The 15,335-nt window shown below is 48.6% G+C and carries 14 protein-coding genes; 8 read left to right on the top strand and 6 right to left on the bottom strand.

The features are described from left to right. Positions 1-2,445: a DNA gyrase subunit A gene (gene gyrA / locus PXY01_RS02070; protein WP_127566789.1), complete on the top strand. Its 2,445-nt coding sequence runs from the start codon at positions 1-3 to the stop codon at positions 2,443-2,445. Here the strand turns inward: gyrA and PXY01_RS22230 are convergent. Then, a complete protein-coding gene (locus tag PXY01_RS22230; protein ID WP_164744280.1) occupies positions 2,442-2,609 on the bottom strand; it encodes a hypothetical protein in 168 nt (55 codons plus the stop codon). The genes gyrA and PXY01_RS22230 overlap by 4 nt on opposite strands. Before the next feature lie 264 nt (positions 2,610-2,873). Between PXY01_RS22230 and PXY01_RS02065 the strand changes: the two genes are divergently transcribed. Then, positions 2,874-3,305: a MarR family winged helix-turn-helix transcriptional regulator gene (locus tag PXY01_RS02065; RefSeq protein WP_127566787.1), complete on the top strand. Its 432-nt coding sequence runs from the start codon at positions 2,874-2,876 to the stop codon at positions 3,303-3,305. 173 nt (positions 3,306-3,478) lie between these two features. Further along, positions 3,479-4,483, top strand: coding sequence for an NAD-dependent epimerase/dehydratase family protein (locus tag PXY01_RS02060; RefSeq protein WP_127566785.1), 1,005 nt, complete (start codon positions 3,479-3,481; stop codon positions 4,481-4,483). A 95-nt stretch (positions 4,484-4,578) separates the two neighbouring features. Here PXY01_RS02060 and PXY01_RS02055 read toward each other — a convergent pair whose 3' ends face one another. From PXY01_RS02055 to PXY01_RS02045, 3 genes are read right to left on the bottom strand one after another with little or no spacing between them, the layout of a single operon-like run. Then, on the bottom strand, positions 4,579-5,322 hold the full coding sequence (locus PXY01_RS02055) for an RluA family pseudouridine synthase (protein WP_127566783.1): 744 nt from the start codon (positions 5,320-5,322) through the stop codon (positions 4,579-4,581). Further along, positions 5,319-6,188 (bottom strand): class I SAM-dependent methyltransferase, encoded by an 870-nt coding sequence (locus tag PXY01_RS02050; RefSeq protein WP_127567348.1) that lies wholly within the window; start codon positions 6,186-6,188, stop codon positions 5,319-5,321. Before PXY01_RS02050 ends, PXY01_RS02055 begins: the two co-directional genes overlap by 4 nt. After that, on the bottom strand, positions 6,175-6,903 hold the full coding sequence (locus tag PXY01_RS02045) for a response regulator (RefSeq protein WP_127566781.1): 729 nt from the start codon (positions 6,901-6,903) through the stop codon (positions 6,175-6,177). Before PXY01_RS02045 ends, PXY01_RS02050 begins: the two co-directional genes overlap by 14 nt. A 110-nt stretch (positions 6,904-7,013) precedes the next feature. Here PXY01_RS02045 and PXY01_RS02040 point away from each other — a divergent pair, with 110 nt between their 5' ends. Continuing rightward, positions 7,014-9,143: an ATP-binding protein gene (locus tag PXY01_RS02040; protein WP_164744279.1), complete on the top strand. Its 2,130-nt coding sequence runs from the start codon at positions 7,014-7,016 to the stop codon at positions 9,141-9,143. A 22-nt stretch (positions 9,144-9,165) separates the two neighbouring features. After that, positions 9,166-9,798, top strand: coding sequence for a phosphatase PAP2 family protein (locus tag PXY01_RS02035; protein ID WP_127566777.1), 633 nt, complete (start codon positions 9,166-9,168; stop codon positions 9,796-9,798). A 30-nt stretch (positions 9,799-9,828) separates the two neighbouring features. Here the strand turns inward: PXY01_RS02035 and PXY01_RS02030 are convergent, their stop codons facing one another. Further along, a complete protein-coding gene (locus tag PXY01_RS02030; protein WP_127566775.1) occupies positions 9,829-10,158 on the bottom strand; it encodes a helix-turn-helix transcriptional regulator in 330 nt (109 codons plus the stop codon). A 491-nt stretch (positions 10,159-10,649) separates the two neighbouring features. Here PXY01_RS02030 and araA point away from each other — a divergent pair, with 491 nt between their 5' ends. The 3 genes from araA (at position 10,650) to PXY01_RS02015 (ending at position 13,931) form a co-directional block, all read left to right on the top strand. Further along, on the top strand, positions 10,650-12,140 hold the full coding sequence (gene araA / locus PXY01_RS02025; RefSeq protein WP_127566773.1) for an L-arabinose isomerase: 1,491 nt from the start codon (positions 10,650-10,652) through the stop codon (positions 12,138-12,140). A gap of 134 nt (positions 12,141-12,274) precedes the next feature. After that, the gene (gene map, locus PXY01_RS02020) at positions 12,275-13,036 is read left to right on the top strand and encodes a type I methionyl aminopeptidase (RefSeq protein WP_127566771.1); all 762 of its coding nucleotides are present in this window, start codon (positions 12,275-12,277) and stop codon (positions 13,034-13,036) included. Between the two features lie 316 nt (positions 13,037-13,352). Beyond that, entirely contained in the window at positions 13,353-13,931 is a 579-nt protein-coding gene (locus PXY01_RS02015) for a type 2 periplasmic-binding domain-containing protein (protein ID WP_127566769.1), read from the top strand. A 101-nt stretch (positions 13,932-14,032) separates the two neighbouring features. On the opposite strand, the gene PXY01_RS02010 is transcribed toward PXY01_RS02015, so the two are convergent. Next, entirely contained in the window at positions 14,033-15,298 is a 1,266-nt protein-coding gene (locus PXY01_RS02010; protein ID WP_246027768.1) for an MFS transporter, read from the bottom strand. Between the last annotated feature and the right edge of the window lie 37 nt (positions 15,299-15,335).

Here is a 15,335-nt window from a genome sequence, read left to right as displayed (position 1 = left end):
ATGGGCATGCTGGAACAGTTTCTGCCGGCGTTTCTCGAGGAGGTCGTTGGCGACCGGTTCGGCCGGTATTCGAAATACATTATTCAAGACCGTGCAATTCCTGACGTACGTGATGGACTGAAGCCGGTGCAGCGCCGTATTCTGTATGCGATGTACGACGCTGGCAATACGCCGGACAAGCCGTACCGCAAGTCCGCCAAGACGGTCGGCGACGTCATGGGTAACTATCATCCTCATGGTGACTCGTCTATATATGAGGGTATGGTTAGGATGGCGCAGCCATGGAAAATGAGCCATCCGCTCATCGACGGACATGGCAACTGGGGCTCGCAGGACGATGACCCGGCAGCAGCTATGCGTTATACTGAGGCACGGCTGTCGTCCATCGCGATGGAACTGCTGCGTGATATTGATAAACGAACAGTGCCGTTCAAGGATAACTTCGATAACACGACGAAGGAGCCGGTTGTGCTGCCGTCCCGTTATCCGAATTTGCTTGTTAATGGCGTCAGTGGGATATCGGCAGGCTTCGCAACCGAAATTCCGACGCATAACCTGCGCGAAGTGATCGATGCGTGCTTCGCTCTTATGGCGAACCCGGATACGTCGTTGGACGAGCTGATGTCGATCGTACGCGGTCCGGACTTTCCAACCGGCGGCACAATTATGGGCGGCGAAGGCATCCGGGAAGCGTATGCTACCGGCAAAGGGCGAATCTATATCCGCTCGAAGGTGGAGGTAGAGGACGTTCGAGGCGGGAAGCAGCAGATCGTCATTACAGAAATTCCTTATCAGGTTGTGAAGGCGCGGCTTGTGACGGCGATGGAAAATATTCGTCTGGAGAAGCGTGTGGAAGGCATTGCAGAAGTACGCGACGAAAGCGGCCGTAACGGCTTGCGCATTGTGATTGAGCTGAAGAAGGATGCAGATGCGCAAGGGATATTGGCTTATCTGTACAAGAAGACGGATCTGCAAGTCACTTACAATTTTAATATGGTAGCCATCGTGAACAAAGCGCCTCGTCAGCTTGGCTTGAAGGAATTGCTGACCGCATATATTGATCACCAGAAGGAAGTTGTCACGAACCGGACGAAGTTTGAGCTAGAGAAGGCCGAGGATCGCGCTCATGTGCTCGAAGGGCTCGTTAAGGCACTTAATCTGCTCGATGAGATTATCGCGACGATCAAGGCGTCGAAAAACCGTCAAGATGCGCAAAACAATCTCGTCACGAAATTCGGGTTCTCCGAACGGCAAGCGGACGCGATTCTGACTCTCCAGTTGTATCGATTGACGAATCTGGAGATTACACAGCTGGAGAAAGAACTGCGCGACACGGAGAAGCGGATCGCTCACTTGCGCAGCATACTGGCAAGCGAGAAGAAGCTGCTAGGCGTGATTCGGGAGGAAATGCTCGAAATTAGGACCAAATACGGCATCGACCGCCGCTCGGAAATTCGTGATGAAGTAGAAGAGTTGAAGGTGAACGTCGAGGTTATGGTGCAATCCGAAGACGTGCTTCTGACGCTAAGCCGCGACGGATATATAAAACGGACGACGATGCTTTCGTATACTCGTTCAGGCGGTGAGCTGGATAGCGCAGGGGTGAAGGAAGGCGACGTCATACGCCATCTGCTCAGCGTGAACACGATTGATAGCCTGCTGCTCTTCACGAAGAAGGGGCAGTATTTCGTCCTGCCTGTCCATCAGGTGCCGGAGTTCAAATGGAAAGAAAACGGCACAGCGGTTGTAAACGTCGTACCACTGGCGAAGGACGACGGAATCGTTGCGATCGTAGCGGTTCGCGATTTCGAGAAGGTCGAAGGATCGCTGTTGTTCGTAACGAAGCGCGGACAAGTGAAGCGGACGGAGCTGAAGGAATATAAATCGAACCGTTCGACCGCGATAGCGGCGTGTAAGGTTGCCGATGGCGATGAAATTATTGCAGTTCTCGAAAGCGACGGAACGCAAGAGCTGCTGCTCGTAAGCCGACACGGCATGGCGATCCGATTCCCGGAAAGTGAAGTCAATTCGATGGGGCGTGTTGCTGCAGGGGTTAAAGGGATGACACTCAAAGACGATGATGAGCTGGTCGGCTGCTCGCTCGTATCGAATGACGAAGGTGAAGTGCTTGTCCTATCTGATCTCGGCTATGGCAAGCGGTCCCTTCTTGCCGAATACCCTGTGCAAGGCCGGGGCGGCAAAGGAATTGCGACATTTGAGTTCAAGGAAGGCAAGCGGGTAAGATCGAACGGCAGCGAACTGATCGGCGCTATTTATTGTCGAGAGGAGAAGGCGCTTGTTGTATTGGCAGCGAGCGGTGCCTCTTGGACGATTTCTACTGATAAGACGCCGATTGATGAGCGCCGTTCCGTTGGCAAGCCGCTCGTTGCTCCGGATAAAAATGATTCTATTATCGAAATATATACACGCTTGCTAACGATCTAATCGTAAGGAAGATGAGGCGGCTCTAGTCTCTCCACCATCTGTACGAGCGCTTCCAGAAGGACCCACAATGGGACCGGTTCGTCCGGTTTATTCAGCCATTGTGGGTCATTTAATATGCCGTATTCACGAACCTTCCGCATAATTTCCTCTTTTCGTTCATCCATTGCAAGTCAACCTCCTTCATGCTGCACAGACGTGCAAGCTGCTCTCTCTTGCAGGCGTACAAGCTGTATGAAGCCGACGCCAGCTAACTGTGTTCGAGCCCCATACACCATGCCACGACACATCGTATGTCTAATCGTGTCATTTTGTTAACAAATGTCGTCGATTAATGACGCAAATTATTAAGTTGATTAACCTTTCATTCGACAATGTCAAATGGTATAATGAGGATAAACAGGAAATTGGACAGGAAGAGGGGGTAGGCGATGATATCAGAAGATTTTGCTCGTTTGTGGATGAAGCTGACGAAGGAATGGAAAATGTATTTAGAAGAAGCGTTAGCACCAAGCTTGACCGAAGGGCAGCTTAATGTTTTGGAGCTGCTGCTGCAGCACCAGCCGATGAAGCCCTCTGATTTGCTGCAATATTTGGAGACGACGCCTGCTGCCATCACTACGCTGTTGGACCGGATGGAGCGGGGTGATCTGATCGTACGCAATCGGGACGAGGCGGATCGGCGCATCGTATGGGTGACCATGACGGACAAAGGGCTGTCTGAAGCAAATCGAGGCATTGAGATTCGAAACGCATTTATCCGTAATGCTCTGGATCGAATATCCTCACATAATCAGCAGCTGCTTGTCTACTTACTAGGTAAGGTGGCTAACGCACAAGAGGCTGTCAGCCGCAGCTCTTAGCTATTGGATTTTGGTATCAAGCATAGCAATAGTGAGTAAGGACGCGAGATTGTAATCAATCCGCGTCTTTTGTGTTTTTGTTATCGGCTCGTAAAACGATATGTTATTAAATGGGGTGATTTAATGTTATAGTAATGATAAATTCCAGTAAATTAAAGTAAAGGACGGTAAATATGAAAATACTAATTATTGGCGGAAACGGCTTTATCGGCCCTTTTCTTTGTAAAGAGCTTATTCATTTAGGACATGAAATTGCTATTTTTAATCGAGGAAATATCCTTAATAATTTATATTCTTCAGATATAATGCATATTAAAGGTGATCAGAGTCAACTAATGGATTATAAAAGTGCTTTTAAAGCTTTCGAACCACAAGTCGTTATACATATGATTGCCTATTCAGAACAAGATGCTCAAATTGCGATGAAAACTTTTGATGGAGTTACAGGGCGAATCGTTGTTTTAAGTAGTATGGACATATATCAGGCATATGGGAACCTTATCAGGCTCGAGGATGCTCCAACTATCCAAGTTCCGATTCATGAGGATGCGCCTATGCGTACGAAGCTTTATCCATACGGCGGCGATTATGAGAAGCTGTTGGTTGAGAAGACGATCATGAGTAACCCTAACCATTTGCCGGGTACCGTTCTAAGACTACCAATGGTCTATGGAGAGGAAGATCCGTCTCATAGATTATATAAATATGTACAACGGATGCTTGATAATAGACGAGGGATTATATTAGATGATCAATTTGCGAATTGGCGTTCTAGCCGTGGATATGTCGAAAATGTAGCACACGCGATAGCATTAGTGGCAACGAATGAAAGAGCTAACAATCGAATATATAATGTAGGCGATGACGGGTTTACGGAGCAAGAATGGGTTCAACAGATCGCCAAGGCTATGGATTGGACAGGGAAAGTGTACAGCATTCCTAGAAAGGATTTACCTGAACCGTTGATCTATTCTTCACTCGATATGAGACAGGATTGGGTGATTGATACTTCACGTATTCGGCATGAATTAAACTATACAGAGCGAGTGTCTGTACAAGATGCGATTAAAAGAACCGTAATTTGGGAAGCCAATCATCCGCCGAAAGAATTACATCCTAAAGATTTTCCGAGATTCGATTATGAATTAGAAGATTGCTGGTTAGCAAGTCTGGCCTAAAGCCATTATATAGAAGAGGCGTCCATGCAGTCCCTATAATAAAAGGTTGGGCGAAAACAATAGGCTTGTTTTCAGTCCAACCTTCCAGCATTGATTTATCCGTCGAAACGGCTCGATGCGCGGTATAAATCTTGTTCACTCCATTGGGACCATCCGGTTTGCTTGCTGTCGGGTACGGAGCGGAAAATGAGCCGTTCCTTCGTTACAGGATGAGGAACCGCGACCGAAGTGGACCAGAGCAGCACGCTGCTGTGCGAATCACAGCGTTTGGAAGGCGCACCGTACTTGGCATCTCCATAGAGCGGACAGCCAATTGCGGCCATTTGAGCGCGTATCTGATGAGAACGTCCTGTATGTAGCTTAATCGCAACGAGTGATAGTCCGCTAGATGAAGTAATCACCGCATAATCCAATACGGCTTCTTTCGCATCAGCGACGGGCTTATCGAACGTAGTCGAAACGTTGCGTTTGTTATCCTTACGCATCCAGTGACGAAGCGTACCGCTCGATGACGAAGGAGATCCGTGAACGACAGCCATATAGGTTTTGCCGAATTCACGCGACCTCACTGCCTCGGACAAGCGTGAAGCCGCTTTGGATGTCTTAGCGAACAGCATGGCGCCGCCTACGGGACGATCCAGCCGATGTACAAGTCCAAGAAACACGTTACCAGGTTTATTGTAACGTATCTTTAAATCTTCCTTCAGCAGCGTCAGCATGTCGGGGTCACCTGAATCGTCCTCCTGTGAGGGGATTCCGGGTGGCTTGACGACGACAAGCAGATGGTTGTCCTCGAATAGAATCGGAATACCTGGATGCTCCGCTGGTCCGCTCGTCATTCTTCTGACTCCCAACGACCTAGAATACCGCAAGGCAGGTTCAAACCGGAATTCGTAATTGGAAGTCCAATTTCCCCACAATGAATACGACCGCCATGCTTGCGACCGACTGTCATCTGCAGAATGTTGTGCAGAACGCTTGGTGAGATGCCGGTCGTGTATGAGTTAATGAGGACGAATAGCGGCTTGTCCGACAAAATCGTCATACACAGCTCAAGGAATGGATATAAGCTCGATTCGAGCTTCCATGTCTCCCCGTTCGTTCCTCTGCCATAGGAAGGAGGGTCCATAATAATCGCATCATACTGGCGCTGCCGGCGCTGCTCGCGTTGAACGAATTTGAATACGTCATCTGTGATGTAACGGATAGGTGCGTTCGCAAGACCGGACAGCTCCGCATTTTCCCGGCACCACTGTACCATGCCCTTAGCAGCATCGACGTGACATACTTCAGCGCCAGCAGAAGCGCAGGCGACAGTTGCTCCGCCTGTGTAGCCGAACAGATTCAATACGCGGATCGGTCGATTAGCGCTCTTAATCTTGTTCATCATCCATTCCCAGTTGACGGCTTGCTCTGGGAACAGCCCTGTATGCTTGAAATTTGTAGGACGGATATGAAAGGAAAGCGGACCGTACGAGACGGTCCACCGTTCAGGAAGCTTCGTTCGGAACTCCCACTGGCCCCCGCCGGAGCTGCTCCGGTGATAATGCCCGTCGGCTTTGTTCCAGAGGCCGGTCTCATGTGCGATCGGCCAAATAATTTGTGGATCGGGACGGCGGAGTGTGTACTTGCCCCAACGCTCCAGCTTGTCGCCGTCTCCAGTATCCAGCAGCTCATAGTCTTTCCAATTGTTAGCGATATACATTTGGTGCTTCAGTTCCTTCCTCAGCATTGAATTTATAGCCTACTCCGCGCATTGTAATAATCCAGCGTGGATTGGCTGGGTCGGCTTCAATCTTCTTGCGAAGATTGCTCATATGTACCATCAACGTTCTCGTATCGCCAATGCTGTCCACGCCCCATACGGCTTCATACAGGCTGGACAGCTTGAAGGCGCGATTCGGCTGCTTCGCGAGCAGTGTTAGCAGCTCGAACTCTTTGACCGATAAGGAGACAGGCTGATCTGCGATGCGTACCGTTCTTGCAGTTAGATCAATGACCAGACCGTCAAATGCCAGTATATCCCGGCCGGCTTCTTGATGCTGCATGCTGATCGATTGACGCCGAAGATGAGCTTTCACTCTCGCCACGAGTTGTCCCGGACTAAATGGCTTTGTAATGTAGTCATCTCCGCCTACGGATAAGCCTTGAATAATATCGTTGTCGTCGCTTTTTGCACTGACGAATAGAACCGGCACGTCTGTTAATTCACGAATTTGTTGGCATACATCCAATCCGTTCAGCTGTTTCAGCAGAACGTCCAGTAGAATTAGATCCGGTTTTTCCTTGTCGATCAAGCTTAGCGCATCCATCCCGTTATCCGCCGAACATACGGCATAGCCTTCTCGCTGGAGATAGAGGGTAATGAGCTCTATGATTTCGGGTTCATCGTCGACCACCAAAATTTTGCTCACATTCATCTTCCATCCTCCTTGCTTTCTCGATTATTATAATCGAAGCGGCATTATTGAAGCAACGATATACGAGGATACCGCGCATTATTCGACTGATGCCGCGCCAAGGAGGAGCTATGATTCGTCGTCATATTTGGATTTTCGTCATTGTACTAATTATGATTATTGTTGTGAATGTCGTCCTGTTCAGCCCATCTGTACCGTCCAATGGAGAAAAGAGGCCGACTGTTTCCAATGGGATACTTGATCTTCGGCAGTGGAATTTCGAGAAGAAAGGTAATGTCCATCTGGATGGGAAGTGGCAGTTCTACGGAGGACAATTGCTGGAGCCGAATACTGACTGGGACAGCTCATCACTTAATGTAAGCTATGTTGATGTGCCTAAGTCGTGGAACAAATTCGCGGACGAACCGTCAGTGTCGAGCGGGTTAGGATACGGTACCTATCGATTAATCATTCAGGTTCCAGAGGATTTGGGCACTCTTGCGATACGCCTTTCGAATATTAGCAGCTCGTATAAGCTCTGGGTCAATGGACGGTTATTGGCGAAAGCGGGCCAAGTTAGCACCGACCCGGCACATTCGAAGGCTGAGCAGTACCCACGCATCGTATCATTCGAGGTCGAAGACGGAAGAGCGGAGATTGTGCTGCAAGTATCGAACTATAAGAATCGCAAAGGGGGAGTTTGGTCGAACCTATTGCTCGGTACAACACAGCAAGTGACGCGTGTAGAGATATTGGCCGTCGCCAAGGAGCTGCTAATTATCGGCAGTTTGCTTATTATCGGTACCTATCATATTGGCCTCTATGCGTTCCGCAGACGCGAGAGATTTACGATGCCATTCGGTCTATTGTGTCTCGTCGTTGCGCTTAGAATGTCGGTGACTGGTGAGGCCATATTGTTTCAGCGGTTTCCGAACTTGTCCTGGGAGCTTGGCCTTAGGCTGGAATATGTTGCATTCGCTCTTAGCGGTGTCACGGGGTATACGTATCTGTTGCGGATGTTCCCGCAGGACGGCTCGAGGAGCTTCTATAGGTTGTCCAATGTTTTCGGCTTCGTGTTAACGGCCGGAGCGTCATTACTGCCGACATTGACGTTTACGAGGCTTCTGCCGGTCTATCAGGCATATGTTATAGTTGTATGCGCAGCCTGCGTATATGTCGTAATTAAAGCGCGCCTGCGGAAGGTAGAAAGCTCAACGCTGGTGTTGACCGGTTTGCTAATTTTTATAGCGACGATTATTTATGACATGTTAATCTATAAATATGTGTTTTTTCAGCTAGTTCCAATAGGCATAACTTTTTTCGTGCTGATGCAGTCTCTTATTCTGTCCAAAAGGTTCACTCATGCCTTACGGAAGGTAGAGCTCGTATCGGATGAGCTTAGAGAGTTAAATATGCATTTGGAAATTCGGGTTGAAGAACGGACGAATGCGCTCCGGCAGTCGAATCAGTCATTGGAGCAGTCGAATAAAGAGCTGGAGCGGCTGGAAAAGTCGCGCCGCCATTTGTTGTCCAACATTTCTCATGATTTGCGCACACCGATGACGCTCGTACAAGGCTATTTGGAGGCGATGCGCGACGGGCTCATCGAGGATAAAGAGATGATGCGCAAGCATATGAATATGATGCTGGACAAGCTGTCGCGCTTGAACGGGCTGATCGACGATCTGTTCGAGCTTTCTAAGCTGGAGGCTGGACAAGTACGCTTCCATTTCGAGAAGGTATCTGTTCGCGGCTGGCTAGAGTCGGTTCAGCTGTCGTTCGAGACGGATGTGGAGAAGGACGGAGGACGTCTCCTATGCCGATACGAAGGAGATACAGTAAGTGGAGATGATCTGAGTGGAAACGTCGAAGTGCACGCCTCAGGAAGCAAGGAGCCTGTCGTATGGATTGATTTGGCGAGGATGGAGCAGGTCATGGCTAATCTGATTTACAATGCACTTCGATATTTACCGGACAATGACGCCGATAAGCTCATTACGGTTGACGCCGTCATCGATCAACAAACCGCTGTTATCGAAATTACCGATTCAGGGAGTGGGATCGATGAAGAGGATTTACCGTTTATTTTCGACAGATTCTACAAGAAGGATAAATCGCGCAACTCTTCAGAAGCGGGAAGTGGTCTCGGTCTAGCTATAGTCAAAGAGATCGTGCTGCAGCACGGCGGATCGATTGAAGCCCGCAATAAAGAAGGCGCCGGAGCCTCGTTCCAGATTCGTCTACCTTTAGCGGTATCATAATATTTTGGAGGAATATACAATAATGAAACCTCGAATCGGAGCAGGGTTGTTTGCAGTCTGTGTGCTGCTATTCGCTGCTATAGCAGCTATGGTGCCTGACAAGGGACCGTTATACATTGACAAGAAAGCAGTCGAAGCGGTTCGAAGCTTGGCGGGATATCAAGGGGAAGAGATATGGAAGGCGGTGACGGAATTAGGATCTGCGACCGTCATTATTGCGGCAGCGCTCGTGTATACCGCTTGGTTAGGGTGGCGATTGCGTTCGGCAGCAGTCTTATGGATTCCCGGAGGCGCAGCAGTGGGGTACGCGTTGAATCAGGGGCTGAAAGCTTGGCTGGATCGCGAGAGACCAGCCGGCGCATGGGGCATAGAATTCGATGGAGCGAGCTTTCCTAGCGGAAACGCTATGCTGGCTGTAGCGGTGTACGGGACGATCATGTTATCGTTCGTACTCTATACCAAAGCTGGCCGCGTTGCGAAATTATTTGCAGCCATTGTTGCTGTTGCTATCATTGTTAGTGTTGGTTTTAGCCGGTTATTTTTTGGCGTTCATTACGTGACGGATGTCGTCGCGGGCTATGCAGCAGGCGGAGCAGTAATGCTGGCCTCGTTGCACATGCTTGACAAGTCGCTCGAACGCAGCAGGCGATTATAAGCCTGATCGTGCATGGACATCATCCGACGGTCATTCCGACTGCCGGATGACGTCCATCATTTTCGTAATGGATTGTTTTCGTTTGTCTTGATCCATGCTGCTTAATATACGGAATATTTCAACTGTATCCTGTGTGATGCTCGAGTCCGCTTTACCTGTTTCTCCCCCGATGATGTAGTCAATCGATACCTCGAAATAAGCGGACAGTTTAATAAGCGTGTCATACACGGGTTGACGGTTATTAATCTCATAATGACTGTACGCTGAACGCGTAATACCAATTTGCCGCGCCACCTCCTCTTGGGATAAATTTCTTTTTAGTCTCAGTTCTCTTAATCGATCTCCCATCGTCATCGTCATGTCATTACTCCTTACAGTTAAACTGCAGACTCGCATTGCTAAGCCCGTTGTCGCGCACTTCAGGGGCTGGTTCATGCACCCTAAACAATCGTTCGCTACTATCTACTAATTTATGATACAAAATGTATCATTGTCAAGTTTTTGTACGTTAATATAAATTTGATCCCTAAATAATATGTAGACGAAAGACTTGAGACCGAAAGAGATTGATCCGGAATTGCATGACGTCTGCTTCTACTTCCACCTGTGTTCCGCTGTATAAGGCTCCTTGGGCTTACATTACAATTAAGTCTTGAATCGAGTTCATGATGGTTGTACAATGAAGCTTGTAAACTTGTTCGTACAAGTTGTGAATGAGGAAATTATAAGTTTCTTTAAGGTTTTTTACTTCACATTTGTATAAATTCATGTACAGTTTTTCATTATGTACGTACAAGTGTGAATATGAGGTCAATATCAATTACTTCAATCCGGAGATGGAGGATATTTTGATGCTGAAGACGAAACAATATCAATTTTGGTTCATTACGGGCAGCCAGCATTTGTATGGCCCTGAGACGCTCCAGCAGGTAGAGCGCAATTCTAAACAAATCGTTGAGAGCTTTAATCAAGACCGTTCGATTCCATATGAAATCGTTTTCAAGCCGGTTGTAAAAACACCGGATGAGATCTATGAAGTATGTCAAGCGGCAACGGCGGATTCAGATTGTGCGGGCGTCATCACTTGGATGCATACCTTCTCGCCTTCGAAAATGTGGATAGCGGGTCTATCTGCGCTTCGCAAGCCGCTTCTCCATCTGCATACGCAGTTCAACCGCGACATTCCGTGGGATTCAATCGATATGGATTTTATGAACTTGAATCAATCGGCGCATGGCGACCGCGAGCACGGCTTCATTGGCGCACGCATGGGCGTAGCGCGTAAAGTCGTTGCTGGGCATTGGGAGAATGCAGATGTCCGCAAGAGACTCGCTGGCTGGATGCGTACAGCGGCTGCATTTACAGAGAGCCGTTCGTTGAAAGTGGCAAGATTCGGCGATAACATGCGTGAGGTAGCGGTTACCGAGGGCGACAAAGTGGAAGCGCAGATTAAATTCGGCTGGTCCATTAACGGCTACGGGATTGGCGATCTGGTAGAGCGTATGAACGCAGTGTCCGAAGATGCTCTTGATCGGCTGATGGAAGAATACGAGCAAACTTACACGATCTCCGATGAAGTGCGTGCTAATGCAGAATCGATGGCGTCTATTCGTTACCAAGCTCGAATCGAGCTAGCGCTAAAGTCGTTCCTGGAGGAAGGCGGCTTTACCGCGTTCACGACGACGTTCGAGGATTTGCATGGCATGAAGCAGCTGCCGGGTCTGGCTGTTCAACGTCTAATGGCACAAGGCTATGGCTTTGCTGGCGAAGGCGATTGGAAGACAGCAGCGCTTACACGTATGATGAAAATTATGGCGGATAACGAATCAACCTCGTTCATGGAGGACTACACGTATCATTTCGAGCCGGGTAACGAAATGATTCTCGGCGCACACATGCTGGAGGTATGCCCGACGATTGCTGCGACGAAGCCGCGCATTGAGGTGCACCCGCTCGGAATCGGCGGCAAAGAAGCGCCTGCCCGTATCATTTTCGACGGAAAGCCAGGTACGGCTGTTAACGCGTCACTAGTCGATCTAGGCAGCCGGTTCCGCCTCATCGTCAATGAGGTTGAAGCCGTGCAGCCTAAGGTTGAGCTTCCGAAACTGCCTGTTGCTCGCGTACTGTGGAAGCCTGCTCCATCGCTTGCGGAATCTGCGGAGGCTTGGATTTACGCAGGGGGCGCGCATCATACGGTATTGTCATATGTTATTACGTCCGAGCAGCTTGCAGACTGGGCAGAGATGGCTAATGTGGAATGTGTCGTAATCGATCAATCGACGAACGTGCAGCAGTTCCGCAGCGAGCTCCGTTGGAACGATCTATATTACCGTCTCCGCTAATTGTTGCTATGACCGTGACGGAATTGAGACGTTTGTGACGAAATGATGGCACGAACAACCTCAATGGAGTATACTTCTACAATAGACGTGAATCGTATAATAATGACATCGGATTGTAGAAAGGATGTACCGTCATGATTGTAAGAACAGAGGAAGAATGGCAAGGGCTGCGCGAGATTGGAGCGATCGTCGCTCATGTGAGAGATGCGCTAATCGCACAAGTTAGAGAGGGAATTACAACGCTGGAGCTCGATAAACTCGGTGGTGAGCTATTGGCGAAGCATGGAGCAGAATCGGCGCCGATAAAAATGTATGATTTCCCAGGCCACACCTGCATCAGCATCAATGAGACGGTTGCGCACGGCATTCCAGGCGACCGGGTTCTGAAGGCAGGAGATATCGTGAACGTTGACGTGTCTGCATATAAGAACGGATTTTACGCCGATACCGGTGCTACGACGATCGTTCAGCCGGATTCTTCGCCTATTAAGCAGCGTCTGATCGAAACGGCCGCCCACGTCGTTGATATCTCCATCAAGAAGGCGCGCGCTGGCGCGAAGCTTAATTCGATTGGTGCGGCAGTCTATCGCGAGACACGCAAGCGCGGCTTTTATATTGTTCAGAACCTGACCGGGCACGGGATTGGAAGGTCGCTGCATGAGGAGCCGGAGCATATTGTTAGCTATTACGATCCGGATGAAAAGGCAATTTTGCAGGAAGGCCAAGTACTTGCTCTTGAATCGTTCGTCTCGACTAGAGCCGAGTATGTAGAGCAAGGAGATGACGGCTGGGCACTGCAGACGGATGACGGCAGCTTCGTTGCTCAATTCGAGCACACAGTCGTCGTTACGAAGGATAAGCCGGTTATTTTGACGCTCGGCGGACAACTAGAATAGCTGTAAGGATACAACAAGAACCGACCATAGGGTGTAATCCCTAGGGTCGGTTTTTTCGTTATTCCGCAATACAATTTACGGTTTAGTAACAGCATGTTTGATAGTAAATTTAATACCATTATTTTCTATATTTATTCATAGGAAGCGATTTGCTTGTGATTGGGAATTATTGAAAGAAGAATATTCCTTTCTCGAATGGCATCGATAGAGGGATTCGGATACAAAATGCGCTCTTTCTCGTAAACCTTGAGAGAGAGAAGCCTATCCTAAGGAAGTGAAAGTGACTTGAAGCATTGGGCATTATCAATAAGAAGCGATGAAGAGTGGCAGCATTTACAGGCTTCCGCTTGCTGATGCAGATCCAAAGTCAGTTTATGTTGATCATCCATTCGTGAACGGCAAGGCTGCTCTTATGCTGGGCAATTCGTCATACGGCAATTTGCTTACGAATTCCAGGTTCGAGTGGGGTGTCGTAAATGCACCAGTCGGCGGCTCGTTAGCCAACGTGAATCCAGATTACGCACTGATGGACATTTTTGCAATTCCTTCCGAAAGCCGATATATAGGTGCGGCAATGACATTTATGACTTATGCGGGGGGGCAGGGTTGGGCGCAATCGTATGCCCAATCGCATCCGTATAATACAATCTCGAACCCTGTCTATGCCGTACTGGAGGATCAGCAAGAGAGAAGCTTAGCGCCATTTTATGCACTTGAGCCGGCTGTTTCTCGGGCAGCAGCTACCAGTTTGTCCAATAATTTAGAAGCAAAGCTGGCCGCAATAGTTGAGAACGAAACCGAGAAAGCCGTTCGCAACGAGAAAACGGTGGAAGAGGCGATTCAAGCCATTGCTACAGCTGGCGGGCAAGAGCTTATGCAAGCCGGGAAGTCATAGTAACTTTGAGACTAGAGAAGGCAGAATGGGCTGGCGGCTCGTTCTGTCTTCTTTTGTTCCAGGATGGTGATAGATTAAGTTATTAGTCCAGCTTTGTAAGGCTAATGATTCGAAACTGAGGCTTCCGGAGCTGTAACGTATTTCGTGCTTAACTCCAGCTTAAACATGAGTGAAATGACTCCCGTTGCAATAAGGAAAAAGACGCCCGACATCACAAACATCGTAACGAGCGGAACAAAGGTGCTTAGCCAGCCTGACAGCATGATCGATAGCAGCATTGTTCCCATAAAGACGGGGCCAAAGAGCCCATTCACGCGGCCGACATACGCTTCCTCTGTCGACTTCATGACGATTGTATTAATGCCGACTTGAATAAACGGCTGAACAAATCCCCGGACAAATTGCATAAGCAGCGACAAGTTGAAATTCATGGACAGCCCTAATCCGACGGCAGAGAAGGCGCTGATCAAATTGCCAATCGCTAATATTTTTTGCGAGGATATCCGTTTCGAGATACCGACGACGAATGCCCCTCCGATGACCATTGCAATAACGTTGGCAATAGAGAACCACTGGAAAAACTCTTTGTCCATATGAAGACGATCGACGACTAGGAAAATGCCTAAAGGCTGAGTAATGCCGACAGCTAGTCCGCCTAAAGCGAATGCGATGCCGAGCAGACGAAGCACCGGATGTATGAATACGTAACGGAAGCCGTCCTTAAGCTCTTTCAACACGGATGGTTTATTGTTATTGGTTGAAGGAATTCGGTCTGCAGGAAGCATGGTGAGCATAACAGCGGACATCAGGAAGGCGATGCCGACAAGGCCAATCGAAACGTAGATGCCGAATGTCGAGAATACAAGTGTACCGATGGCAGGACCAATGACCATAAATAAAGAAGAAAGTGCCTGATACATGGCCATCCCTGTCTGGATCTGCTCTTCCGGTACATGCTGCTTGAACAGCTTCATTCCAGATGGCTGAGAAAATTGTGACAAGATCGTCGAGATAAGCGTGGTGAAAAATATGGCTCGCCAAGAGCCCTCCATTAAGGCGACCAGAACAATTAAGATGGACAAGGCACTGAGTAGATCACAGTTCACCATCGTTTTTTTCGGCCGCCACCGGTCTGCGAATGTACCTCCAATAACGGAGAAAATGAAGATAGGCGCATACTCTGCAATATAAATCCATGAAACCGCTACTGAATCGTTATTTGTTTGTTCCATGACGTATAACAGTACAGCGAAATTACGTACCCAGACACCTATCTGGAGAAAGAAGCTGGACAGCAGAATGACGCGAATAAACTTATTGCCAAAAAAATTTCCGAATGATGCAATCGATCGGGACAGCGCGGCCACTGATACAATCACTCCAGTCGTAGAGTTGAATTTCGAG

Origin of the sequence: Paenibacillus xylaniclasticus (genome assembly GCF_004001065.1) — a bacterium.
Classification (GTDB): domain Bacteria; phylum Bacillota; class Bacilli; order Paenibacillales; family Paenibacillaceae; genus Paenibacillus_T; species Paenibacillus_T xylaniclasticus.
The sequence above is the reverse complement of the archived record's forward strand: the minus strand, read 5'-3'. Positions and strand labels throughout refer to the sequence as shown.

Bases quoted from the DNA above. Each gene is read 5' to 3' on its own strand.
- gyrA (WP_127566789.1), top strand. From the start codon at position 1: ATGGGCATGCTGGAACAGTTTCTGCCGGCGTTTCTCGAGGAGGTCGTT.
- PXY01_RS22230 (WP_164744280.1), bottom strand. From the start codon at position 2,609: ATGGATGAACGAAAAGAGGAAATTATGCGGAAGGTTCGTGAATACGGC.
- PXY01_RS02065 (WP_127566787.1), top strand. From the start codon at position 2,874: ATGATATCAGAAGATTTTGCTCGTTTGTGGATGAAGCTGACGAAGGAA.
- PXY01_RS02060 (WP_127566785.1), top strand. From the start codon at position 3,479: ATGAAAATACTAATTATTGGCGGAAACGGCTTTATCGGCCCTTTTCTT.
- PXY01_RS02055 (WP_127566783.1), bottom strand. From the start codon at position 5,322: ATGACGAGCGGACCAGCGGAGCATCCAGGTATTCCGATTCTATTCGAG.
- PXY01_RS02050 (WP_127567348.1), bottom strand. From the start codon at position 6,188: ATGTATATCGCTAACAATTGGAAAGACTATGAGCTGCTGGATACTGGA.
- PXY01_RS02045 (WP_127566781.1), bottom strand. From the start codon at position 6,903: ATGAATGTGAGCAAAATTTTGGTGGTCGACGATGAACCCGAAATCATA.
- PXY01_RS02040 (WP_164744279.1), top strand. From the start codon at position 7,014: ATGATTCGTCGTCATATTTGGATTTTCGTCATTGTACTAATTATGATT.
- PXY01_RS02035 (WP_127566777.1), top strand. From the start codon at position 9,166: ATGAAACCTCGAATCGGAGCAGGGTTGTTTGCAGTCTGTGTGCTGCTA.
- PXY01_RS02030 (WP_127566775.1), bottom strand. From the start codon at position 10,158: ATGACGATGACGATGGGAGATCGATTAAGAGAACTGAGACTAAAAAGA.
- araA (WP_127566773.1), top strand. From the start codon at position 10,650: ATGCTGAAGACGAAACAATATCAATTTTGGTTCATTACGGGCAGCCAG.
- map (WP_127566771.1), top strand. From the start codon at position 12,275: ATGATTGTAAGAACAGAGGAAGAATGGCAAGGGCTGCGCGAGATTGGA.
- PXY01_RS02015 (WP_127566769.1), top strand. From the start codon at position 13,353: ATGAAGAGTGGCAGCATTTACAGGCTTCCGCTTGCTGATGCAGATCCA.